Origin of the sequence: Shewanella abyssi, assembly GCF_023284025.1 — a bacterium.
In the GTDB taxonomy this organism is placed as follows: Bacteria; Pseudomonadota; Gammaproteobacteria; order Enterobacterales; family Shewanellaceae; genus Shewanella; species Shewanella abyssi.
Window position 1 is genome coordinate 33,205 of sequence record NZ_JAKIKR010000003.1, and the last position, 23,724, is coordinate 56,928.

General features: G+C 43.2%; 21 protein-coding genes. 6 read left to right on the top strand and 15 right to left on the bottom strand.

Annotated features, from left to right (window positions below):
- Window position 1: 1 nt before the first annotated feature.
- From L2755_RS02450 to rpsB, 10 genes are all read right to left on the bottom strand, one after another.
- Window positions 2-499 (bottom strand): OmpH/Skp family outer membrane protein, encoded by a 498-nt coding sequence (locus L2755_RS02450; protein ID WP_248979266.1) that lies wholly within the window; start codon window positions 497-499, stop codon window positions 2-4.
- A 59-nt stretch (window positions 500-558) separates the two neighbouring features.
- The gene (gene bamA / locus L2755_RS02455; RefSeq protein WP_248979169.1) at window positions 559-3,042 is read right to left on the bottom strand and encodes an outer membrane protein assembly factor BamA; all 2,484 of its coding nucleotides are present in this window, start codon (window positions 3,040-3,042) and stop codon (window positions 559-561) included.
- A gap of 31 nt (window positions 3,043-3,073) precedes the next feature.
- Complete coding sequence (rseP, locus tag L2755_RS02460) at window positions 3,074-4,444, bottom strand: sigma E protease regulator RseP (RefSeq protein ID WP_248979170.1); 1,371 nt, start codon at window positions 4,442-4,444, stop codon at window positions 3,074-3,076.
- 14 nt (window positions 4,445-4,458) lie between these two features.
- A complete protein-coding gene (gene ispC, locus L2755_RS02465; RefSeq protein ID WP_248979171.1) occupies window positions 4,459-5,649 on the bottom strand; it encodes a 1-deoxy-D-xylulose-5-phosphate reductoisomerase in 1,191 nt (396 codons plus the stop codon).
- A 4-nt stretch (window positions 5,650-5,653) separates the two neighbouring features.
- Entirely contained in the window at window positions 5,654-6,511 is an 858-nt protein-coding gene (locus L2755_RS02470; RefSeq protein ID WP_248979172.1) for a phosphatidate cytidylyltransferase, read from the bottom strand.
- Window positions 6,512-6,531: 20 nt separating this feature from the next.
- Window positions 6,532-7,332 carry a polyprenyl diphosphate synthase gene (gene uppS / locus L2755_RS02475; RefSeq protein ID WP_248979173.1) on the bottom strand — a complete coding sequence of 267 codons (801 nt, stop codon included), beginning with the start codon at window positions 7,330-7,332 and terminating at the stop codon, window positions 6,532-6,534.
- A 184-nt stretch (window positions 7,333-7,516) separates the two neighbouring features.
- Window positions 7,517-8,074, bottom strand: coding sequence for a ribosome recycling factor (frr, locus tag L2755_RS02480; RefSeq protein ID WP_248979174.1), 558 nt, complete (start codon window positions 8,072-8,074; stop codon window positions 7,517-7,519).
- Between the two features lie 271 nt (window positions 8,075-8,345).
- Window positions 8,346-9,074, bottom strand: coding sequence for a UMP kinase (gene pyrH / locus L2755_RS02485; RefSeq protein ID WP_248979175.1), 729 nt, complete (start codon window positions 9,072-9,074; stop codon window positions 8,346-8,348).
- Between the two features lie 148 nt (window positions 9,075-9,222).
- Complete coding sequence (gene tsf / locus L2755_RS02490; protein WP_248979176.1) at window positions 9,223-10,071, bottom strand: translation elongation factor Ts; 849 nt, start codon at window positions 10,069-10,071, stop codon at window positions 9,223-9,225.
- Window positions 10,072-10,203: 132 nt separating this feature from the next.
- Window positions 10,204-10,932 (bottom strand): 30S ribosomal protein S2, encoded by a 729-nt coding sequence (gene rpsB, locus L2755_RS02495; protein WP_248979177.1) that lies wholly within the window; start codon window positions 10,930-10,932, stop codon window positions 10,204-10,206.
- A 295-nt stretch (window positions 10,933-11,227) separates the two neighbouring features.
- On the opposite strand from rpsB, the gene map reads away from it, so the two are divergent.
- From map to L2755_RS02515, 4 genes are all read left to right on the top strand, one after another.
- On the top strand, window positions 11,228-12,028 hold the full coding sequence (gene map, locus L2755_RS02500) for a type I methionyl aminopeptidase (protein WP_248979178.1): 801 nt from the start codon (window positions 11,228-11,230) through the stop codon (window positions 12,026-12,028).
- 214 nt (window positions 12,029-12,242) lie between these two features.
- Window positions 12,243-14,798 (top strand): bifunctional uridylyltransferase/uridylyl-removing protein GlnD, encoded by a 2,556-nt coding sequence (glnD, locus tag L2755_RS02505; RefSeq protein WP_248979179.1) that lies wholly within the window; start codon window positions 12,243-12,245, stop codon window positions 14,796-14,798.
- A gap of 34 nt (window positions 14,799-14,832) precedes the next feature.
- Window positions 14,833-15,657, top strand: coding sequence for a 2,3,4,5-tetrahydropyridine-2,6-dicarboxylate N-succinyltransferase (dapD, locus tag L2755_RS02510; RefSeq protein ID WP_248979180.1), 825 nt, complete (start codon window positions 14,833-14,835; stop codon window positions 15,655-15,657).
- A 212-nt stretch (window positions 15,658-15,869) separates the two neighbouring features.
- On the top strand, window positions 15,870-16,211 hold the full coding sequence (locus tag L2755_RS02515; protein ID WP_248979181.1) for a DUF3718 domain-containing protein: 342 nt from the start codon (window positions 15,870-15,872) through the stop codon (window positions 16,209-16,211).
- A gap of 68 nt (window positions 16,212-16,279) precedes the next feature.
- On the opposite strand, the gene purU is transcribed toward L2755_RS02515, so the two are convergent.
- The 4 genes from purU to L2755_RS02535 all read right to left on the bottom strand — a co-directional run bounded on the left by purU (window position 16,280) and on the right by L2755_RS02535 (window position 19,453).
- On the bottom strand, window positions 16,280-17,113 hold the full coding sequence (purU, locus tag L2755_RS02520; RefSeq protein WP_248979182.1) for a formyltetrahydrofolate deformylase: 834 nt from the start codon (window positions 17,111-17,113) through the stop codon (window positions 16,280-16,282).
- 426 nt (window positions 17,114-17,539) lie between these two features.
- A complete protein-coding gene (locus tag L2755_RS02525; RefSeq protein WP_248979183.1) occupies window positions 17,540-18,004 on the bottom strand; it encodes a flavodoxin in 465 nt (154 codons plus the stop codon).
- A 278-nt stretch (window positions 18,005-18,282) separates the two neighbouring features.
- Window positions 18,283-19,116, bottom strand: coding sequence for a tRNA pseudouridine(65) synthase TruC (truC, locus tag L2755_RS02530; protein ID WP_248979267.1), 834 nt, complete (start codon window positions 19,114-19,116; stop codon window positions 18,283-18,285).
- A gap of 16 nt (window positions 19,117-19,132) precedes the next feature.
- Entirely contained in the window at window positions 19,133-19,453 is a 321-nt protein-coding gene (locus L2755_RS02535) for a YqcC family protein (RefSeq protein WP_283102701.1), read from the bottom strand.
- A 322-nt stretch (window positions 19,454-19,775) separates the two neighbouring features.
- On the opposite strand from L2755_RS02535, the gene L2755_RS02540 reads away from it, so the two are divergent.
- On the top strand, window positions 19,776-20,789 hold the full coding sequence (locus L2755_RS02540) for a DUF3549 family protein (RefSeq protein ID WP_248979185.1): 1,014 nt from the start codon (window positions 19,776-19,778) through the stop codon (window positions 20,787-20,789).
- A complete protein-coding gene (locus L2755_RS02545) occupies window positions 20,786-21,184 on the top strand; it encodes a DUF3301 domain-containing protein (RefSeq protein WP_248979186.1) in 399 nt (132 codons plus the stop codon). Before L2755_RS02540 ends, L2755_RS02545 begins: the two co-directional genes overlap by 4 nt.
- Before the next feature lie 862 nt (window positions 21,185-22,046).
- Here the strand turns inward: L2755_RS02545 and L2755_RS02550 are convergent.
- The gene (locus L2755_RS02550) at window positions 22,047-23,585 is read right to left on the bottom strand and encodes an Ig-like domain-containing protein (protein ID WP_248979187.1); all 1,539 of its coding nucleotides are present in this window, start codon (window positions 23,583-23,585) and stop codon (window positions 22,047-22,049) included.
- Between the last annotated feature and the right edge of the window lie 139 nt (window positions 23,586-23,724).

The following is a 23,724-nucleotide window of genomic DNA, read 5'->3' on the forward strand; positions in this document are numbered from 1 at the left end:
TTTACTTGCCTTTACCTAGTGCTTCAACAACTTTGTTGCTGATATCGGCTGTTGGCTTAACGTAGATAACTGCGCCACGTTGTAACACCATGTCATACTGCTCTTTTTCAGCAATTGCATTGATTGTTTTTTGAACTTCAAGCAACAGTTTATTTTGCTCTTCACCGTTACGACGACGCATATCTTCGTCTAGTGCTTTGCCTTTAAGTTGTAACTCAGCCTTCATAGATTCCATTTTACGAACCATATCAGTCTTCTGCGAATCACTCATTAAGGCTGCATCACGTTGTTGCTTTTCAAGCAAACCACGAAGCTCTTCTTGCATCTTTTGAACCGCAGCAACACGATCACCAAACTCAGCTTTCAAGGTTTCGTTAATCTGTTCGCGCTGTGGTAGCTGCTCAAATACCGCTTGCATATCAACGACTGCGATTTTTTCAGCCTGTGCTGCTAATGGGGCACCTACAAGAACCAAAACCATCATTGCGCGATTTAACATCTTATTCAAAACATACTCCTTTATCTCAGCAAAACTTGCCGATTATATTTAAATTATTGTTAGAAAGTTTTACCAATATTAAACGAGAAGATCTCTGTTTCATCATCCTCGTACTCCTTGATTGGCCATGCAAGACTAAACACCATAGGTCCCATCGGTGATAACCACTGCACGCTCATGCCCCAAGAGGCACGAATACGACTCGGATCGCTATAATCTTCAAGTCTGTCAAACTCTTCAACTGGAAGGTAACGATACGACTCATAGTCAAACTCAGTATCCCATACGTTACCCGCATCCACAAAGAAGCTTGTGCGAACAGAGTTGCTATACGCTTCATCTAAGAATGGCGTAGGGACAATTAACTCGAAACTGGCTGTCGCAATGGCATTACCACCAATGGAGCGGCCTGAACTAACTTGAATTTGATCTGGATCGCCTGGCAACGAGCAATTGCCGCCAGCAGGATCCGGCGAGCAAGGCTCACTACCACGGTAAAGGTAGAATGAACGTGGACCAACCGAATTCGATTTAAAGCCACGTAATGAACTGCTTCCGCCTGAGTAGTAGTTTTCCCAGAAAGGTAAGATTTGGTCATTACTGTTAAACTGACCATAACCGTTACCATAACCAAGTCGAGCGCGAGTCAGCAGTACAAAACTCTGACTACGGTTTATCGGGAAGTAGAAGTTAGTGTCAAAGTCGGCTTTAAAATACTGTAGATCAGAACCTGGAACCGTCATTTTACCGTTAAGGCGCTGTGACGAACCATTTGACGGGAACGTACCACGGTTTAATGTGCTACGTGACCAACCTAAGCTCAGCTCGAAATTATCGAAACTCAACCCAGCATTTGGATCATCCGAGTCACGGTAGATATCGTAGAAACGAATCGCTTGTTCGTAGGCTGAAATCTCTGAAATTTCGTTATGACGATAGCCAATACCACCGTTTATGCGGTTATATTCATTAATCGGAAAGCCTGAGTTTAATGAAATACCATAAGAGCTGTTTTTATAGGCTTCTAGGTTAGCTTCATCGGCATCAAACTCACTCCAATAGATACTACCACCAAGACTGACACCATCTTTAGTAAAGTAAGGATCAGTAAATGACATGTTAACGTTCTTAGAGTACTTGTTGGTGTTCAAATTCACACCAGCTTGGTTACCTGTACCTAAGAAGTTGCTTTGCTGCACACCGAACTGCAAGCTAAGGCCCGATTCAGTACCATAACCCACACCGGCGTTAAATGATCCTGATGGCTGCTCTTTCACGTTAAACGCAACATCGACTAGGTCGTCAGTACCGGGAACCTGTACTGTTTCAGTATCAACGGTTTCAAAATAGCCCAAACGGTTGAGGTTAGACTTAGATAACTCTACCTGAGCGGAGTTCAACCAAGCACCTTCCATTTGACGCAATTGACGACGCATCACTTCATCTTTAGTCACCATGTTACCGGTGAAGTTAATATTACGCACGTAAACGCGCTTACCCGGCTTAACATTGATGTTCAACGTCACTTCTTTGGTTTCGTCGTCAATCTCTGGGTAGGTCTTCACTTCAGGATAGGCATAACCATAACGGCCGAGGTATTTACCGTACATCTCTTCGGTAAATGTCACATCGCCACCGTTATACATATCGCCTTCTTTGATAGGTAAAATAGCTTGAAGTAACTCTTCTCTGCCCATCAAGTCACCGGTTAAGTTAACCTTGGTCACTTTATACTGTTCGCCTTCATCGACATTAATCGTAATGTACAACCCTTTACGGTCTGGCGTCATGGCGACCTGAGTTGAAGTCACATCAAATCGAATATAACCACGGTTCTGGTAATAGGTTTTAATGGTTTCTAAATCGGCTTGTAGTTTCTGCTTCTGATAACGACGTTCGCCAAACAGATCCCACCAGGCAACGTAATCTTTGAGTTCAAGCATACCGATAAGCTCTTCATCGCTAAATTCACTATTACCAACAACGTTGATTTGGCGAATTTCGGCAGCGAGCCCTTCGGTAAACGTGAACTTAAGTTCGACGCGATTACGCGGTAGATTTACAATTTCAGCTTTGACTTTAGCGCCGTATTTACCTACGCCATAATAAAAGTCTTGTAGACCCTTTTCGATGCCAGATAACATGGTGCGGTCGAGCGACTCACCAATCTTAACACCTGAACCGTCAAGGCTTTCTTGCAACTGTTCATCTTTAATATCTTTGTTACCTTCAAAGGTAACAGAGCTAATTGTCGGTCTTTCGGTGACCTTCACCACCAAAACATTACCGTCGCGTAACACTTCAATTTTTTCGAAGTTAGTTGACGCGTACAAGCTCTTAATCGCTTGTTGCAATTTTAATTGATCAACAGTGTCACCTACCTTAACAGGTAGATTTAGCAAAGCTGCACCGAGTGCGACTCGCTGTAAACCTTCAACTTGGATATCCGTTACTTCAAAAGGTTGGAATGTATCTGCCCAACCGTTCCCTGAAAAAGACGCTCCGACTAATAACATCGAGGCAAAAATTTTATTCAATCTCATAGAGCACTTCTAATTATTTGTCTGTCCTTGCTCAAAGTCGGGAAAAGTCATTGAAGAGCGCTACACTCATCAACATCAACAGCAAAGCTGCCCCAACTCTGAATCCAATTTCCTGAACCTTTTCAGGTACAGGCCTGCCTGTTATCACTTCAACGAAGTAATACAAAAGGTGTCCTCCATCTAGCACTGGCAAAGGCAAAAGATTAATAATGCCCAAGTTCACGCTAATCAAAGCAAGAAAACCTAAAAAGTAAACCAACCCGACATTAGCACTATTTCCTGCACCTTGTGCAATAGAAATAGGACCACTCAGATTTTTAACTGAAATGTCACCAGTAAATAACTTGCCGATCATCTTAATGCTGACCGAGACAAGTTGCCATGTTTTATCCACTGCAACCGGAAATGATTCTAAAAAACCATATTCTAGCTGTAACTTCATGTTTTCCGGCCAAGGTTCTGCTGTCGGAGCCACCCCGATCACACCTTCAATTTGGCCAGCAGCGTTTTCACGGGACTTAGGTGTCACTTTAAGTGTTAGCTGCTCACCGTCTCTTCTGACCGTGATATCGACGCTTTTATTCGCTGACTGTTGAATTGTTTTAACAAATCGTTGCCATTCGGTATAGCGCTCGCCGTCAATCGCAACCAATATATCGCCCACTTTAATGCCTGCAAGCCCTGCGGCTCCATCTTCACTGACTAACGCCAGTGTCGGCAAAATTTGTGGGCGGTACATGCCCAAACCAATAGCTGTTATCGGTAATTCTTTTTCTAGGTCAAATTTCCAATCTCGGGTATCTAACGTATATTCTTGCTCACCCGTGTTAGTGCCTTCAAGACGGCTAAGCGGCGCGACGGATATTGTGACTTGCTCATCACCTATGTGACCAGCAAGTGCGAGATTCACCTCTTCCCAATTTCTCACTTTTTGGCCGCCAACGGATAGTACTTGTTGAGGCTCTTTTACAATAATTTGCGCCGCTGGCGATCCCGCTATCGTAGAATCTATTATCGGTTTAATTGCTGGTACGCCAATAAGATACATGGCATATAGTGCGAAAATGGCGAAAATAAAGTTTGCGATTGGGCCGGCACTGACGATAGCAATGCGTTGCCAAACATTTTTGCGGTTAAAGGCTTGCTCTTTTAGCGCTTCAGGCACGTCATCGACACGCTCATCAAGCATTTTGACGTAACCACCAAGAGGGATCATTGCTAACACATATTCAGTGCCATCTTTACCTGTTCGGCGCCAAATCGCTTTACCAAAACCAATTGAAAAGCGCTCTACCTTAACACCGCATTTTCTAGCCACCCAAAAATGACCATACTCATGTGCGGCGATTAATATGCCGAGTGCAACAATAAAAGAACCTAGGTTCCAAAAAAAATCTATCATTCCCTTCCTCTGAACTAATTGAGCTTACTAACCGCTTCGAATGCATATCGACGTGATTGGCTATCAAGCGCAATAATATCGTCAATATTGGTTAATGAATCTGCTGTTACGTTTTTCAAGCTCTGTTCATTGATGATTGCTATATCGGTAAAACGTATCTTGCCATCTAAAAATGCTTGCACTGCTATTTCATTGGCGGCATTTATCACTGTGGTCGCTTCTTGTCCTTGTTTGCATGCTTCTATTGTTAACGCTAAACAAGGGAAACGATTAAAATCAGGTTCTAAGAAGCTTAACTGTCCGACTTTGAAAAAGTCTAAAGGTTCAACTCCTGAGTTAATTCTCTGCGGAAAAGACATACAATGAGCAATGGGTGTACGCATATCTGGGTTGCCCAATTGCGCTATAACAGAGCCATCACGATACTGCACCATTGAGTGAATCACGCTTTGCGGATGGATAACCACCTTTAGCTGCTCAGCACTGGCATTAAATAACCAACGGGCTTCGATATATTCCAAGCCCTTATTCATCATGCTCGCTGAGTCGACCGAGATTTTACGGCCCATCGACCAGTTGGGGTGCTTACAAGCTTGCTTTGGAGTCATCGATGAGAGTGTTGATAAATCAGATGTTAAAAAAGGTCCACCGGAACCCGTTAACAAAATGTGTGACACACCAGCGGCCGTTAAATCACATCGACCAATCTCTAGCTGGTTTCGTTCAGATAAACACTGGAAAATCGCATTGTGTTCACTATCGACTGGCAAAACTTGTGCACCAGATGCTTGCATCGCCTCAATAAAGAGCTCTCCAGACATGACCAGAGACTCTTTGTTTGCCAGTAATACTCGCTTACCCGCTTTAACCGCAGCAAGGGTTGACGGCAAACCGGCCGCGCCAACAATAGCCGCCATGACGGTATCGACTTCTGCACTACTGACGAGTGATAAAAGCTCGTCTTCCCCCGTCGTCACTTCAACGGCTAAATGATTTGGTAGCTGCAACTTAAGCTGATTAGCGGCTTTTGCATCAACCATATGCGCAACCTTAGGGCGGTGCTTAATGCAGATCTCGAGCATTTTGTCGACATTGGTATTGGCCACTAATGCAAAGACACGATATTGCTCGCTATTAGCCTCCATGACGCTTAACGTGCTCGCACCAATAGAGCCTGTCGCCCCTAAAATCACCATATTTTGCATATTGTTACATCCAAAAAGCTATATAGATTAAGGTAAATACGGGTAATGCAGCCGTTAGGCTATCAATGCGATCTAATACGCCGCCATGACCCGGTAATATCGTGCCCGAATCCTTTATGTTAGCCACTCGCTTAAACATACTTTCAGACAGGTCACCCACTGCAGATGCTAGCGCGGTAAATATAGTCACTGCAATCAATAAACCAAGCTCTTGTTCAGGCGAAAAGTACATTACGCCAGCAACAACTAACATGGTTGTTGCAAGTCCACCTAATAAGCCTTCAATGGTTTTCGCTGGGCTCACATTTGGCATCAGCTTTCGTTTGCCAAATGACTTACCCGCAAAATAAGCACCAGAATCAGTAGCCCAAACAACTAACATCACTAAAAATACTAAGGTGCCGCCGTAGTAAGGAGATGCTTCAGTGCTTAACGCTTTTAGAGACAATAAAGAAACAAAACATGGGATTAAAGTAAGCTGTCCGAACATGGATTTAAGCATGTGGCTCTTATTCCAGAAGCCTGCACTGCGTGGATAGGAGACCACCATCATAAATGAGATAAGCCACCACAACCCGCCCATCGCTATCACCCCTAAGAATATAGGGTGCATCATTCCTTTAAACCAAATCTCGTCCGCTGGCACCATAATATTAAGCGCGATCAGCAGAACGCCGATAGTGATGGCAAAGCTCCATTGAGTCATTTCACACTGACTATCAATGATACGCCCCCACTCCTTCGCGGCAATTAAAAAGACGCCCAAAAGCGCCCAGGAAAAGTACTCAGTCGGCAAGCCAAATATGGCACCTAAAACTAAGGGGATTAACCATATTGCTGTTATTATTCGTTGTTTTAGCAAAAAACTGCCCTCATTTATAATTACAAAGCGCGAATGGTATCAATTTGAGTACCAGTCAAACCGAAACGGCGCTGTCGGCTAGCAAACTTAACGACGGCATCTTTGAAAGCATCCTCGTCAAAATCTGGCCATAGCGTGTCAGTAAAGACTAACTCCGCATATGCTGCCTGCCAAAGTACAAAATTACTGATTCGACAATCGCCACCGGTGCGGATCATTAAATCAACTTCAGATTGATTATGCATGCATAGCTGCTCATTTAAGGCCTCTTCGGTGAACTGCTCGCTACTCATCTCACCCGCTTCAACTTTCATTGCTAGCTTCTGTGCTGCTTGCATAATGTCCCAACGACCACCATAGTTGGCCGCCACATTTAATACCAAATCACTATTTTTAGCCGTCTTCTCTTCAGCAACTGCAATTTGCTTCTGCAGCCGCGCTGAAAAGCGACTGATGTCACCGATAATATTGAGTCGCACGCCGTTTTTAGTCAGCAACTTTAACTCGCGTTGCAACACCGTAAAAAACAGTTCCATTAACAAGCTGACCTCTTTATCAGGTCGACGCCAATTCTCACTGGAGAAGGCAAACAAGGTTAATGATTCTACTCCTAGGGTTCGTGCAGTACTCACCGCACGTCTAACCGCCTTGACGCCAGCCTTATGACCAACAACTCGTGGCTTCCCTTGCGCCTGCGCCCAACGCCCATTACCATCCATTATGATAGCAACGTGTTTAGGTATAGACTGTTTTACCAAAGCTGAAAAATCTTCTGGTAATGCCTCTGACAAATGAGTGTCAGATTGGGAATCGAATGACATCTATTACTACCCTTAAAAATAGACAAACGCCGTGTAGTATAACTCTACACGGCGTCTGAACTCTATAGCCTGTTTCTGTTTCACGCTCAATATTCACTCAATCATTAAGCTTTTAGCGTAAGGCGTGAGCGATAACGTACTCGACGTTTTAACAAAGCGCTATAAAGTCTGATAGTGTTCAATATTAGAACTCCATCAATTCCTTTTCTTTTGCCGCTAAAATTTCATCAATTCTCTTGATGTGCGCATCAGTACACTTCTGCACTTCATCTTCGCTGCGACGAACGTCATCTTCGGTACACTCTTTTTCTTTCTCTAGTGCTTTAATATCAGAGTTTGCATCACGACGTACATTTCGAACTGCAATACGGCTATTCTCAGCTTCTGCACGAACAACCTTAATCAGGTCTTTACGACGCTCTTCAGTCAATGCTGGCAGAGGGATACGGATAGTTGCACCAGCAGACATTGGGTTTAATCCAAGATCAGAGCTCATGATTGCCTTTTCAACTGCTGCAATCATAGTACGATCAAATACCGATACGTTTAACGTGCGAGCATCTCCGATAGAAACGCTTGCAACCTGCTTTAGCGGCGTAAGAGAGCCATAATAGGGTACTTTAATAGTATCCAGTAAGCTTGGGTGTGCACGGCCTGTGCGCACTTTAGCCATTTGAGTGATGGTAGACTCAATGCATTTGTCCATGCGTGTTTTCGCATCAGTTTTAATTTCGTTTATCACGTTATATGTCCTTTTTAGTCACTAGGAGCTAATTGCCTTTTGAGGCCTATTAAATTCGTTTCTTTGCGCAAGACGAGTGTCAACCTGTGAAGCCATAAAATCAAAGCGCATAAAGCGTATGATTAAAGTACTGCACACTCCTTGCCACCTTATATCAATGCCTTTTAAGTTAGCATCTGCTAATGCAGAGTCGCACTCAACCTAAAGTATATTGTCGGAACCTGTTTCATTTGCAGCTTAACACCCACGATAGGCTAACGCACTGCACTAATTAACCTGCGTTAATAAGCGTGCCTTCTTGCTCGCCCATGATCACGCGGCGCAATGCGCCAGGTTTATTCATGTTAAACACCAATAATGGCATATTGTGATCTCTGGCCAAAGTAAATGCAGCCAAATCCATAATTTTTAGTTCTTTTTCGAGCACTTCGTTGTAGCACATTTGGTCGTATTTAACCGCTTCAGGGTTTTTCACTGGATCATCGGAATAGACGCCATCAACCTTAGTGCCTTTAATCACAATTTCTGCTTCAATTTCAATACCACGTAAACATGCAGCAGAATCTGTAGTACAAAAAGGATTGCCCGTTCCAGCAGCAAAAATAACAACACGACCTGACTTTAGCAAACTGATCGCCTCTGCCCAGTTGTAATCATCACAAACACCTTTAAGGGGGATGGCTGACATCAAGCGTGCATTGACATAAGCACGGTGCAATGAATCGCGCATTGCTAAGCCATTCATAACGGTAGCAAGCATTCCCATATGGTCACCTACAACACGGTTCATGCCTGCTTTTGCTAAACCTTCTCCACGAAACAGGTTACCTCCACCAATGACAACACCAACTTGAATACCCAATTCAACAAGTTCTTTGATCTCTTGGCCCATACGATCAAGCACTTTAGGATCGATGCCGAAGCCCTCATCACCCATTAGCGCTTCACCACTTAGTTTTAAAAGAATACGGCGATAAGCAGGTTTTGGATTGGTAGTCATATTTATTAGTCCTGATAATGGCTTTAGGAAATTGTATACTCAAATAGCCTCACAATGCAGTACTCATGTCTAACATCATAAACTTATTTCAGTAAATACAATAAGACCGCAGCTGTTGCTACGGTCTTATGTTCGCTAAAAAAGGAGATTAACCTTTAGTAGCAGCGATTTGTGCAGCAACTTCAGCAGCAAAATCTTCTTCTTTCTTCGCGATACCTTCGCCAACTTCTAAACGTACGAAGTTTGAAACAGAAGCGCCTTTCTCTTTAAGAATTGCGCCAACTGTTTTCTTTGGTTCCATGATGTACGCTTGGCCAGTAAGAGAGATCTCACCGGTGAACTTCTTCATACGACCGAAAACCATTTTCTCAGCAATCTCTGCAGGCTTGCCTTCGTTCATAGCGATTTCGATCTGAAGTGCTTTCTCTTTTTTAACAAGATCAGCCGGAACATCTTCAGGATTAACGAATTCTGGCTTAGAAGCAGCAACGTGCATTGCAATGTGCTTAAGAGTTTCTTCGTCAGCTTCACCTGCAACAACAACACCGATACGCTCACCGTGACGGTAAGAAGAAAGGTTTGCACCATCGATGTACTCAATACGACGTACGTTGATGTTTTCACCAATTTTAGTCACGAGTGCAACACGGGTTTCTTCAAATTGTGCTTTCAAGTCTTCAATAGTGACTTTAGATGCAGCAGCAACCTCTAGAACAGCGTTAGCAAATGCTAGGAAGTTTGCGTCTTTTGCAACGAAGTCAGTTTGACAGTTAACTTCTAAAAGCACAGCGTAACCTTCGCCATTCTTAATAAGGATAGTACCTTCAGCAGCGATGTTACCTGCTTTTTTAGCAGCCTTGGCAGCACCGCTCTTACGCATGGCATCAATCGCAAGTTCGATGTCACCATCAGTTTCAGTCAATGCTTTCTTACAGTCCATCATGCCAGCGCCAGTGCGGTCACGAAGTTCTTTAACTTGGGCAGCAGTAATTGCCATTGTTAAATCCTCTACAAATAATTCTTCAAATTCAATAGATATAAAACAGGGGCCTCCCACCTAAGATGAGAGCGCCCCTGTTTACCAATCAAGTACCTTGGTTAATAAGGGCGATGAAAATCATCAACCTTATTATTCAGCTTCTACGAAACCGTCTTGCTCAGCTTGAACAGCTAGGTCTTGGTTACGACCTGCTTTAGCAGCAGTAGCAACAGACTCAGTGTATAAACGGATAGAACGCATAGCATCATCATTACCAGGAATGATGTAGTTGATACCGTCTGGAGAAGAGTTAGTATCAACAACAGCAACAACTGGAATACCTAAGTTGTTAGCTTCTTTAATCGCAATATGCTCGTGGTCAGCACCGATAACGAAGATCACGTCTGGAAGACCAGCCATGTTCTTGATACCACCAAGAGATTTATCTAGTTTCTCAAGTTCACGAGTACGCATTAGCGCTTCTTTCTTAGTAAGCTTGTCGAAAGTACCGTCAATTGACTGGCTTTCAAGATCTTTAAGACGCTTAATTGATTGACGAACTGTTTTCCAGTTAGTCAACATACCACCTAACCAACGGTGATCAACGTAGAACTGGTCACAAGAAGTAGCAGATTCTTTGATTGCTTCACTCGCAGCACGTTTAGTACCAACGAAAAGAACCTTACCTTTCTTAGAAGCGATGTTGCTGATAAACGCTAGTGCTTCATTGAACATAGGCACTGTGTGCTCTAGGTTAATGATATGAACGCCGTTACGTGCGCCAAAGATGAATGGCTTCATCTTTGGGTTCCAGTAACGAGTTTGGTGACCGAAGTGAACACCGGCTTGAAGCATGTCGCGCATTGAAACTGTAGTCATTTTATTTACCTTAAGTTTTAGGGGGTTAGACCTCCACATATCCCATACCTTCGACCCGGTTAAGGGCACCCCGAAGAATGTGTCGATATGTGTGTGATTTAGTATTTATCGATAGCCATGTATAATGACCGTAATCTTGACCCAGTCGAATCACTCGAAGTGGAACGAACAAGAGTCAAGCATAACGGCGCGCTTTATACCATATTATGAAAAAAAACACAAATATTGACGTCGTTTTAAGGCATAATCCTCCTATTGTAATGACGACAACTTAAAAGATATAAGAGACATTTAAATGAGTATAGTAATTAAGACAGCTGAAGAGATTGAAAAAATGCGTGCTGCAGGCAAACTTGCAGCGCAAGTACTCGAAATGGTTGCCCCGTATGTCAAAGCTGGCGTCACCACCAATCAACTAAATGATATCTGTGCCAAGTTCACTGAAGAAAACGCTGCAATCTCTGCTCCGCTTGATTACCACGGTTTTCCTAAATCGATCTGCACCTCGGTTAATGACGTCATTTGTCACGGTATCCCTAATGACAAACCACTTAGTGACGGTGATATCATCAATATCGACATCACAGTCATTCTAAATGGTTTTCATGGTGATACTTCTAAGATGTTTTTTATCGGTGACGTTAGCCCTAAAAACACTCGCCTTTGCCGTATTGCACAAGAAAGCCTCTATGCCAGCATTAAGAAAGTCCGCCCGGGCATGAAATTAGGTGAAATTGGTACTTTAATCGAAAAATTCATCAAGTCTAAAAAGACGGGATTGGAAAAGTACAGCATAGTAACCGACTATTGCGGCCACGGTATTGGCGCGGTATTCCATGAAGAGCCACAAGTAATGCATTACAAAAACAATGATAAAACCGTACTTCGCCCAGGTATGTGCTTTACCATAGAGCCAATGATCAATGCAGGCCGTCACACTAGCGTACTCGACAAGACAGACAACTGGACTGTCACCACATCAGATGGCAAAAACTCTGCACAATGGGAGCACACACTACTGGTCACTAAAACCGGTGTGGAAGTGCTAACATTACGCGAAGAGGAAAAAGACTTACCTCGTATCATTAATCATTAAACGATTCGGGGTCGTCGATTTAAAGTGCGTGAATCATCACGCCTTTTTTGTATTGTTTTTCGCAAATTCAAACCTCTAAATAAGTACATTATCCCTAAAACCTTACTGCTGCTCATCCCGATATGATTTATGGCAATAAAGCGCTTCAAATTTACTTTTATTGCATAGATAATCACAGCACACCAATGACAGTAACGCATTAAAGAAAATATTAATGAACAGTGCCCAAACAGCAAAAAGCGTTCTTATCGATTTAAACAACACATTACTCGATACGTTTAATGACAGATCGGATATTCGTGCGATCGTAAGCGAGCGCTGCCAGCATGTCGATGCACTGTTAAAAAAAGAGTGGTTGTCACATGGCTTACAGCTATTCCCGATTGCACTCATTGCGGTTGGTGGCTATGGCCGCGGCGAATTACACCCACAATCGGATGTCGATTTGCTGTTTCTTACTGAAGGTGAACTGACGGCTGACGCAGAACAAGCATTGAGTGCATTTATTGCCTTTCTTTGGGATGTGGGTCTAGAAGTTGGTCACAGTGTTCGCTCCATAGAAGAAACTCTTTCGCTGGGACGTGCAGATATTACCATTGCAACCAATCTACTTGAATCTCGCTTACTATGTGGCCCACAAGTACTCTTTAGCCGCCTTTATTATGATATCCGCCAAGATGATTTTTGGCCAAGTAGCGACTTTTATGTCGCTAAACGTGACGAACAAATTGTCCGCCACGCAAAAGCCAATGCATTTGATTTAGAGCCCAATTTAAAGAGCTGCCCTGGTGGGCTACGCGACATTCAAACCGTCGCTTGGGTAGCAATGCGACACTTTAATGCTGAAAAACTTGAAGACCTGGTGGTATATGATTTTCTTGAGCCTCATGAACTAGACGAATTGCTCGAATGCCAAGATTTTTTGTGGCAATTACGCTGCTGCTTGCACCTGATCTCCGGACGAGATGAGAACAGACTGCTATTTGATTTGCAGCCACAAGTTGCAGATTTAATGGGATATGAAAACAAAACTCAACTTGCTGTAGAGCAGATGATGAAACGTTATTACCGCACAGTTAGGCGTGTAATGGAACTCAATCAAATGTTGTTGCAACTTTTTAAACGCGCTACGTTAGGCCATATTAAAGCCTTAGACGTGGTCGCCATTAATAGTCAATTCCAGCGACGTGGGAAATTTATAGAGAGCCTTTATCCTGAGCTGTTTGATACACCAGAGAACATTCTGCACTTATTTCTCTGCGTTGCTAAAAACTCAAATGTAAAATCTATTTATGCCGTGACTTTACGCAGTCTAAGGCTAGCCAGAAGAACGCTAAAACACCCCCTCATCTTTAATGAACAATGCCGCGAACTGTTTATGGAAATATTGCGTCACCCACGTGGTATTGTGTCATTATCGTTAATGCATAAGCATGGGATTTTATCAGCCTACCTCCCCGCATGGAGAAGTATTGAAGGGCAGATGCAATTCGATCTTTTCCATGCTTACACCGTTGATGAACACACCCATAGACTGCTGCTCAATATCGATCGTTTTTCACAACCTGAACAAAAAGAAGAATTCCCTCTCGGTTCGGTACTGATCAATCAGCTGCCTAAAAAGGGGCTACTCGTACTCGCGGCTATTTTTCATGATATCGGTAAAGGGCGAGGTGGTGATCACAGTAAATTAGGTGCCGTTGACGCGCTCGAATTTTGTAAACTGCACGGCATGAACGACCATGACGGAAGACTTGTCAGCTGGCTAGTAGATAACCACCTAGTGATGTCAGTCACCGCCCAAAGACGCGACATATCAGATCCTGATGTCATTAGTGATTTTGCGGAAAAAGTGCGTGATAGCGTGCATCTCAGTTACCTTTACTGCCTGACGGTGGCTGATATATGTGCCACTAATGAAAAAACTTGGAACAGCTGGAAAGGCTCCTTATTACGTGAACTCTACTTTTCAACACAAAGGGTGTTAGCGAGAGGCAAAGAAAAGCCCGTTGACATCAGAGCCCGCGTCCGTGAGCACCAAGCAAAAGTAAAAAAAGATCTTATACGCCGCGGGATTAAAGAGAAAGATTTAGATGCATTATGGCAACGATTTAAAGCCGACTACTTCCTGCGTCATCAGCCGAATCAAATTGCTTGGCATGCAGAAGCCATTATCAAGCACAAGAGTGAAGACATACTGGTGCTCATCTCTAAACACACCACTAGAGGCGGTACAGAGCTGTTCATATACGGCAAAGATAAACCTAAGCTATTCGCCACCGTAATGGCGATTTTAGACAACAAAAATATTAACGTACATGACGCCACAGTTATGACCTCGAAAGATAAATACGCGCTAGACTCTTTTGTTATTTTAGAACAAGATGGCAAGCCCGTTTCGCAGCTATCGCGGATCCAAGGCATTAAGAAAACGTTAATTAAAGCCTTAAGCAGTGATACGCCAAAGTTGCCAAAGTTTAGAAAACTATCAAGAAAGATGAAACCTTTTAAAGTAGCGACGCAAGTCAGTTTCCCTCCTACCCGCCGTCATGGTACAAGTATGATGGAGCTCATTGCATTAGATTCACCAGGACTACTAGCCAGAATAGGTGAAGTCTTGTATCGCTGCGAAATCCGATTATTAGCAGCGAAAATCACCACTATCGGTGAGCGAGCGGAAGATTTCTTTTTGTTGCAAACCGCTGAAGACGAACAGTTAGATGAAGCGCAACAAATCAAATTACGAAAAGCACTCACCAGTGCTCTTTAAACTTATGACTAAACGATAATACCGGGAGAAGTTAATGGAAGCTTTACGCCAACGTATAGAGGCGGCTTTTGAGGCTCGCGCTGAAATTACCCCAGCATCAGTAGAACCGAGTGTTCGCGCTGATGTTGAGAAAGTCATTGCAATGCTAGATAAAGGCGAAGCAAGAGTCGCAGAAAAAATTGATGGCGAATGGCATGTGCACCAATGGCTAAAAAAAGCAGTGCTACTCTCGTTCCGTATCTTTGATAATGGTGTGATCGATGGCGGCGAAACCAAGTACTTCGATAAAGTACCCATGAAATTTGCCGACTATGATGAAGCTCGTTTCAGAGCAGAAGCGATCCGTGTCGTACCACCTGCTACTGTACGTAAAGGTTCATTTATCGGCAGAAATACCGTTTTGATGCCCTCTTACGTCAACCTTGGCGCTTATGTGGATGAAGGGTCTATGGTTGATACTTGGGCTACAGTAGGCTCTTGTGCCCAAATTGGTAAGAACGTACATTTATCTGGCGGTGTGGGCATTGGTGGCGTGCTAGAGCCATTACAAGCCGGTCCTACGATTATTGAAGACAACTGTTTCATTGGCGCACGTTCAGAAATAGTTGAAGGCGTGATTGTTGAAGAAGGCAGCGTTATCTCAATGGGTGTTTATATCGGCCAGAGCACACGTATTTTTGATCGTGAGACCGGTGAAGTTCACTATGGTCGTGTTCCAGCTGGCTCTGTCGTCGTCTCTGGTAATCTACCTTCAAAATGTGGCACATACAGCTTGTATGCCGCTATCATTGTAAAGAAAGTTGATGCTAAGACTCGTAGTAAAGTCGGCATCAACGAGCTGTTACGCATCGTTGACTAACTTTGTTTGATAGTGTTATTGAAATCCCACTCCTTAGTGGGATTTTTTGTATCCGCTGAAATACCTTCCGAAATGAAACATCTTGTAACCCACAGTCATACAATGAACCAAATTCCACACTTTGATACAGTTATCTACACAATGGTTACAATATTTTTCATGTGATGAGCTTTACTCAATGGTGAACCCCAATGGAAGAGTAGGAGCATGACATGATCAAGACACTCGCGATAGCCGTTGCCGCGCTAGCAATGACATTTAGCGCTAATGCTGCAATGACACCTCATATGGAAACCGCACTCATATCAGTTTGTAAAGCTGGAGCCAGTAACCGCAACTATCAATTCAACAACACAATGAAGAGCTACCGTATCAATAAAAGTCGAATCTTTCCAAGACTGGTTTGTAATGGTGAGTCATTTTACAATTTTGCTCTAAATGCTGGCGCTGACAAAACGGCGGCAAAAATTGCGCCCTACGCTAGAGGTACTGTGACGATTAAAGATATTGCCCAAACAGAACAAGACAACGATCTTTACGTTGTTAATTTCTAAATCACTTTTTAAAAATAGCAGCAAAAAGAAGAAAGAGACTGCGGTCTCTTTTCTTGTTATGCACCTAGCTAAAAAACCACCGTTTTGTTGCCATAGACAACCACCTCTTCATTAATGACCAGTTGCAACGCCTTACTGAGTACGCTTTTTTCTACATCGCGGCCACATTTAGAGAGTGCTTCCACGCTATAACTATGATCAACAGAGATAACGTCTTGCTTAATGATCGGGCCCTCATCCAATGAGTTGGTCACAAAGTGAGCCGTAGCACCGATTATTTTGACGCCCCGCTCCCAAGCCTGTCGATAGGGTGACGCGCCGATAAAAGCAGGTAAGAAAGAGTGATGGATATTGATGATCTTATCTGGAAATTGACGCACAAACTCAGGCGTTAATACACGCATAAATTTAGCAAGTACAACGTACTCGGGATCGTAGCCATTGATAACCTTCAACATTGCTTGCTCATGTTGATTACGATCGATATTTTCATGGCTAATATAATGAAATGGCACATCAAACTTTTCAGTCAAAGGTGCTAGCAGATCGTAATTACCGATAACAGCAACAATCTCAGCATCTAGGGCACCCGAATACGACTTAATGAGCAAATCACCAATGCAATGTGCTTCTTTAGTCACCATCACCACGATACGTTTTTTGCCTACAGCTACTAATTTAGTATGATTTTTAGTCGGTAGTACATTCTGTAGTTCAGCTAACAATCTAGCAGGTTCAAAAATGCCTTCAAGTTCCGTCCGCATAAAGAAACGTCCTTGAGCATTATCTACAAATTCGCTATTTTTAACGATGTTGAGGCCGTGTGCAAAACACACCCCAGTAATCTTAGTGATAAGTCCTGGCGCATCGGCACAGTCTATAATCAGTACCTTTCGTTCCATATGCCCTCTCTATCTTTAGACGCACATACCTTGAGTGACATGAGCCAATGCCAACATAAATGTCTTAATTAGCGAAAACAACCGAGGCTAAACAATAAGCCAGATAAATAGCGAAGCTATTGTCAAAGCGTTAATTATCTGTCTTGTTTAATGAAGAAACATCAATAAATACCGCGATTAAGCTAATAATGTCAGCGATATATTTGGCAGCTTAGTTATACAATGGAGTTTAAAGGTGGCAGAAATAAGGAGAGTCGCAAATTGTTTTTGCAGGCTTGCTACCATTGGAAAGAAGTTAACATGAGCAAAATAGCAGACTTGATGAAGTTATTATAAAACCAAAATCTTATAGCGCTAACGCTTTATGAACTATGTTTCAGCAATAAGGAGCTCATTTGGCTGTCCAATTTGGCTCCTAAAATAATATTAAGCTGCGAGGTCTTTATCAATCAACTTGTTCCAGCTAGGCAACCAAGCTAACGCTTCAACTTCTGGTTCCATGGTTTCACAGGCATCGATCTTTAAGAAATCACCTAAACGTTGTGCACCAAGCTCTTCAAATAACGCCGCTAGTTGCTCTGCTGCACCGCAAAAAGTTTCATAACTTGAATCCCCTAATCCAATCACGCCAAATTTTAGCTCAGGCAAGTAAGGAGCTTTAGATTGCATATCGTAGAACCATGCTTGGATATCATCAGGGAGATCGCCTTGGCCTGTTGTAGAACAGATAAGCAATAGCAATTCATCTTGAGGAGGGACAAAACCCACAAGCTCATCGCTTTGATATAACACAGCTTCACGGCCTAAATCTGTTAAGGCCTGCTGTAGAGTTTCGGCGACGTACTGCGCGCCACCATAAACTGTTCCAAAAACTAGATTCACTTTTTTCATGTTTTACTTCGCCTAAAAGCCATTTAGCTATATCCTTAACATACTGTATCGATGAACATTGCTGCAAGCCTCGCAGCAATTAAAAGTGAATGTGTACTAGGATGAGCCGTAATGAGACACTCTTGCAGACAAAAACATCGTAAACATCTTAACCGCTCAGCACATATCAGAAGAATGTGCTATTTCCATACCGTAAAAAATCTAAAGTCTTTGCAACTCGCCTATGATAATGCCCAAACTTCGGCTGCCGAGTTAAAAGACCGCTGTAAGCCTATCTGTTAATTATCAGCGATTAGAATGGCGTTGTTTACGTCAGACAATGCTTCTTCTTGCCATCCCAGCCCTGCGAACAGGTCTAGCCAATGCTGTTCGAGTTCGGTTTCAATGTTAACTCGCTCACCCGTTCGAGGGTGGTTAAAGCTCAATTTTTTAGCTATTAACCATAATCGATTTACGCCAAAGTGAGTTCTAAAGAACTTATTCTGCTTACCATCACCATGTGTCGTGTCCCCAAGTATAGGGTGGCGTAGATGTGCCATATGACGGCGCAATTGATGTTTACGTCCAGTATGAGGTGAAAGGTGAACCAGTGCATACCGGCTCGTAGCATAACGTCCCGAGGCAAAAGGGATCTCACAGTTGAGCATCGGACGATATGAAGTCACAGCATTCTGCGCCGCTTTATTAGGATCCACATCTTTATCACCCAATTCGTCCAGCTCTACTTTTAGCGCATAGTCTAACGTAGCAGCTTCATGCATATTGCCGCGAACAATGGCTAAATATTCTTTATCGATAGTGTGGGAGGCGAACTGTTCACACAATTCTCTGGCCATTTCACTGTTTTTAGCAAATAACAAAATACCCGATGTAGGCCTGTCTAAGCGATGCACAGGGAAAACATGGCAACCCACTATATCCCGTGTTAATTGCATTGCAAAAAAGCGTTCTCGTCTCGCTAAATAACTACGGTGAACCAATAAGCCCGCGGGCTTATGAATAGCAACAATATCATCGTCTTCAAATAAAATTTCGATATAAGGTGCTATCTCATCCTCTAGCGCTAGCTCCTCGAGTTCTGTGAGCTCTAGCGCCTCATCGACCTCATCGATTTGGGTTACTTCAGGTCTACTTTGTTTCACTTAATAGCTCATCTAGTTCTGTAAGGGTTTTGATTATGCGACAAAATTCAGGCTTACCAGCCCATACATGTTGCGCCATGGGAGCAATCGCAATCGCTGTTGGTAGCGGCATCGCGCTATCAAGTAAGTGATGCATCTTGGGGATAAAAATAAATTGCAGCCACTGTTCAAATGCCATGGTATCACAGGCAAACGGTGCACTACTTTGCATTGCACTTTCTGAAGGTCGCATATCAGCCCATAATGCTGCGTTAACAAGATCGCCTTGCAATCGAGTTAGCTTGTCTCTGGTAAAATGGCTTAACAAATCTTGCACTCCAGTTTAATGAACCTGTCTACAAGGTTAGCAATATCATTTAGCGTATTCCCATTATAATAACCGCCGGGAAATCACCTTAGACTAATACCTGTAAAGGTTCGAAGGAAAAATATACAATGAATAGTGCAATGAGACCGAACAATTTTGAAGCAGGGTTATCGTGATCTTAACTCTATTGCATTAACTTACAGTTCAAAAAACTGCCGCCATCGAGAATTTAAATTACTCAATGAAATTTCGCATCAGATCATACCATCTAGCCACAGTTATCCCTATAATGTGGGCTAATTAATACTGACTCGATAGCGATATGACTGAAATAACGACCCTTAGCCAATTTCTTAAAACTGCTAAAACTCAATTCCAAGTTTACGATATGGGCCGTAGAGTTCAACATATCGATATGATGGCTTTTCACCAAATAGAAGAGTTACTCACGCCTTACCCCTCTCCAATTCAAGGACACGCTCAGTTCGCTATTGTCTTTTGGGATGCTAGCCAAAAACACTATATTTGGTTTATAAAATTAGCCCTAGATGAACGCGGATTGCTTGCGCCAGCACCGCGCCTCCAATTCATCAAGATGATAATTGAAGCCCTAGGCAGAGATCCAACCCAACCTTTAACTGAGCAACAGCAAGAACAACTCGCAAATCATCCCTTTAACTTTAAACCCTCTCAAGAAAAGTTAGCGGTGTTTAATGCACTCGTGCGAAAGCAACTCGGCGAAAAGGCCTCTGCTCAATATGAATTTGCCTACCAGTATTTGTCTGGACAACATCCAGCTGAACATTGGCAAAACATTGGTATGCAGGGAGTAGCTGATGTTTGTGTCAGAGCTGCAGAACTTGATCACCAACAACATATTAGTGCCAGTTTCGAACGCGCATCTGTAGAAGTACAAATTGCCATGTGTCAATGTCTAGAGCACTTAACAATTGAAGATGCTCTCGCGGCACAACTTTTCGAAAAATTTAAAGCTGCTGCCATAGAAAGCCAAGCTTACCTTTTAAGAGCGTTAGCCTCTCACCCTGAGCAGAGTCAGAAAGCGATAGCTTATTTAGACAGTTGTAATGGTCTATCCGCTGACATGTTGATTACGATAGCAGCTCGAAATTGGTCAGCCTTAAAAGATGAGCCAACTCTCAGTATCTACTTAGAAGCGCTTGCTAAACAAGAACAACACTTCTTTAACCAGATTTTTGCTGATATTGTGGCTATTCCATTAATTCGCACACAACTGCTCACTCAATTGCGAAACCCTAACCGAAGTGCAGAGCTTTCTGCAGCTATTGGCGGCTTATTTAAGGTAATTAAAGCATGATGACAGATTTTTTATTAATAGTAGCGGTAATTGTTATCGCCGCCTTTTTTTGGCAATTAAGACAAATGGCAGAGATGAGCCGTGTTTTTGCCACAAAAGAGTGCCAGAAGCAGAAAGTTCAACTACTTGCCATTGCTCAGGAAACGGCAAAACCTAGCTTAGGTGGCACGACTGGTTTCACTTGGAAAGTAAAATACCTATTTGAATTCAGTACCGATGGTATTAACCAATATCGCGGTAGCTTGTGGATGCACGGTAAGAAAATCCAAAAAGTACAGTGGCCGATTTTTCCAGAGCCTGAATGGCATGATGCACCTGAATCTCGTGGTACTGTCGGCGGTGGTTGTGGTGGTGGACGCGGCAAAAGCAATTGTAGTTCAGGCGGATGTAAGTAATCGCCAGCACCAAGGGTTAGTCAAGCTTTGAATGAGTCAGCAGAAATACTGGCTCATTTTTTTATCTGTATTTTCATTTGATACTAAGGTCTTCGGCCTATTCAACTAGTGGTGCTTCGCTCCCCCGAAAGTTACGCTAAGCAAACTTCGTTTGATAAAGGATGTGAGCTTCCAACTGTCACTTTTTCGACGGCCTCAGCCGCATCTAAACTGAGTAATTGCTATTTATAGTCGACGGTAACTTTCAGCCGCTAACTTGGAAATGCCCCAAAGCTTCTTAGAATGAATGGTCTCGCTGAGTGTGTCTCATAAATATTGCCCTAGTAGAGCTAATCCTGATGGGCTTGGTGTTCTATGCGGTTTATTTACGCAATCTATTCTCGATTGGTATATCGTAATCAAATAACACTCTGATGTTATGTGGGTTTTACATAAATCGAGCGCTGAATAGACGGATTACGAATACGGAAAAATTCCACCTGTAAAGCGTTAAATCACGATAGAGATCTGTAATTGATGGTAACGTCATGATTTACATCGATGGAAGACTATTGGTGCTGGTGTCGATGAGCCGCAAAAAGGACGAATATTAGTCATTTCTATGATAGCGCTTCAAGGTAGTTCACCGAATGCTTACAAACGATGGCCAATGTGACTTAGCCGCTTCAACTTGCAAAGCGCATCTTTGCTTTATAGATGCTATGTGATGAAATCGCTTTTCTTTATTAATCAGAGAGCCTGCAGATTCTTCTAGTCATTTTTACCTTGCCTTAGTTTATAAGTGCTTCAAATAAAAAAGCCAGTCGGGAGTTCCAACTGGCTAAATAAAAATCCTCAAGCTATTTTAGGGCTCTATTCAGAATTAGTTTTGTTTGTGCATCTTTTCTATCATTGCTGCACGTTCATCGTAGTTATCATGGCAACCGCCACAACTATCTTTCGCCACGTTCCACGGCTGTACATACATACCGTCTTCCGAGCGATTTTCAGGGCTATCTGAGGCAAACTCTAAGTTAATCCGAAAGAAATGATTGCTCTTTGGCATATGACAGGTTGTACATTTTGCCATAAATTCGTGAACTTCAAGGTCGGTATTAAACTCTTTGTTGCCATGACAATCGGTACACTCTTTTATAAGAGCATCTTCGTGTCCAGGCTGGTCTTCGTTAGCTTTAGAACGATGCGGGTTATGACATGTGTGGCACGCCATATCACGCTTCTTACCTGTCATCTCGCCTGTATTGACATCAATACCAAGCATTGCATCACCAGCTACACGACCACCATCGAAATATGGGATTGTACGTCCACCGATACTGTCTCCACCAAAATCTTCGTTATGCTCACTAACGAAGTCTGGGTATTGTCGATTTGTCTTTTTACTATGACATTCCGCGCAGGTGATAGCTTGCCCGTAACCCATATCATCTTTTATCAAATCGGCTGTTAAACGTCCTTTAGCTATGCGTGAAATATCGTCGGGAGACATCGTTTTGATATGCTTCCCGCCAGCACCATGACAAGCTTCGCACTGGATACCCGCTTGGTTGTACGTCCCAGCAAAGCCTTTTAGACCATCTTGGTGGTTTGGGTTTAATTCCGAGTCAGGAGTGAAGTCTTTCCAACCTGTAGAGTGGCATCGGCCACAGTCGAACGGTTGTGAATCTGGCGCAGAATCAGGTAGATAGCCTTGCATGTGGTTTATAGTGATATCTTCGCCATTTTGTGGCATTGAGACGGCTATTCCAGTACCAGATAAAACGTAGCCATCTTTATCTAAGAAGTTAGCCCAAGTATCATAGCCACCAATCACGTAACTGATATCATCCCAGCTATTAGGCGTGCCTAGACTGTTATTCGCACCGTACATTAGCTCAACAGCACCTTCTATCGAACTGAATGGGTACTCGGGAGCTTTACCGTCAACAACCTTGTTTAATTTGAAGTTGTGGCCTGTTTCAAAGAACGTAGCTTTATCACTATGACAACTAACACACGTTTGAGAGCCTACATACTCATGGGTTTCTGCTTCAGGCTCAGCGACGGTAATGGTCACCGTTGAGAATCCTTGAGCCCCAGATGGGTCTGAGATTGTGTAGTCGACAACCGTGGTACCTTTCGATTCAGGAGTGAACAGTAAATCGTTACCGTCTTGAGCTACTGAACCTGTGCCCTCAAGGATTACGAAGTCTAAAAGTGTTAGTTCATCGCCCTCGGCGTCGGTATCGTTGGCTAGTACATCAATACGAACCGGTGAACCTAGCACTGCATTCGCAACATCCGCTACTGCAATGGGGGCTGTATTCGGCACTTCGGGAGTTGTTGGAGCATCGTCGCTCCCACAACCAGTAAGCGCTAGCCCTATTAGCATCGCTAAGGATGCTTTTTTAAACATTATCATATCATCACTCTCTTTATTATAAGTACCCCCTCTTACGGAGGGCACTGGCAGTGCCATCCGGTAAGTTAGTCAACGTGTGTATGAGCACAGAGGTCAATATCACTCACCAAATGGCGGGTCTTCTATACAATTACGCCCT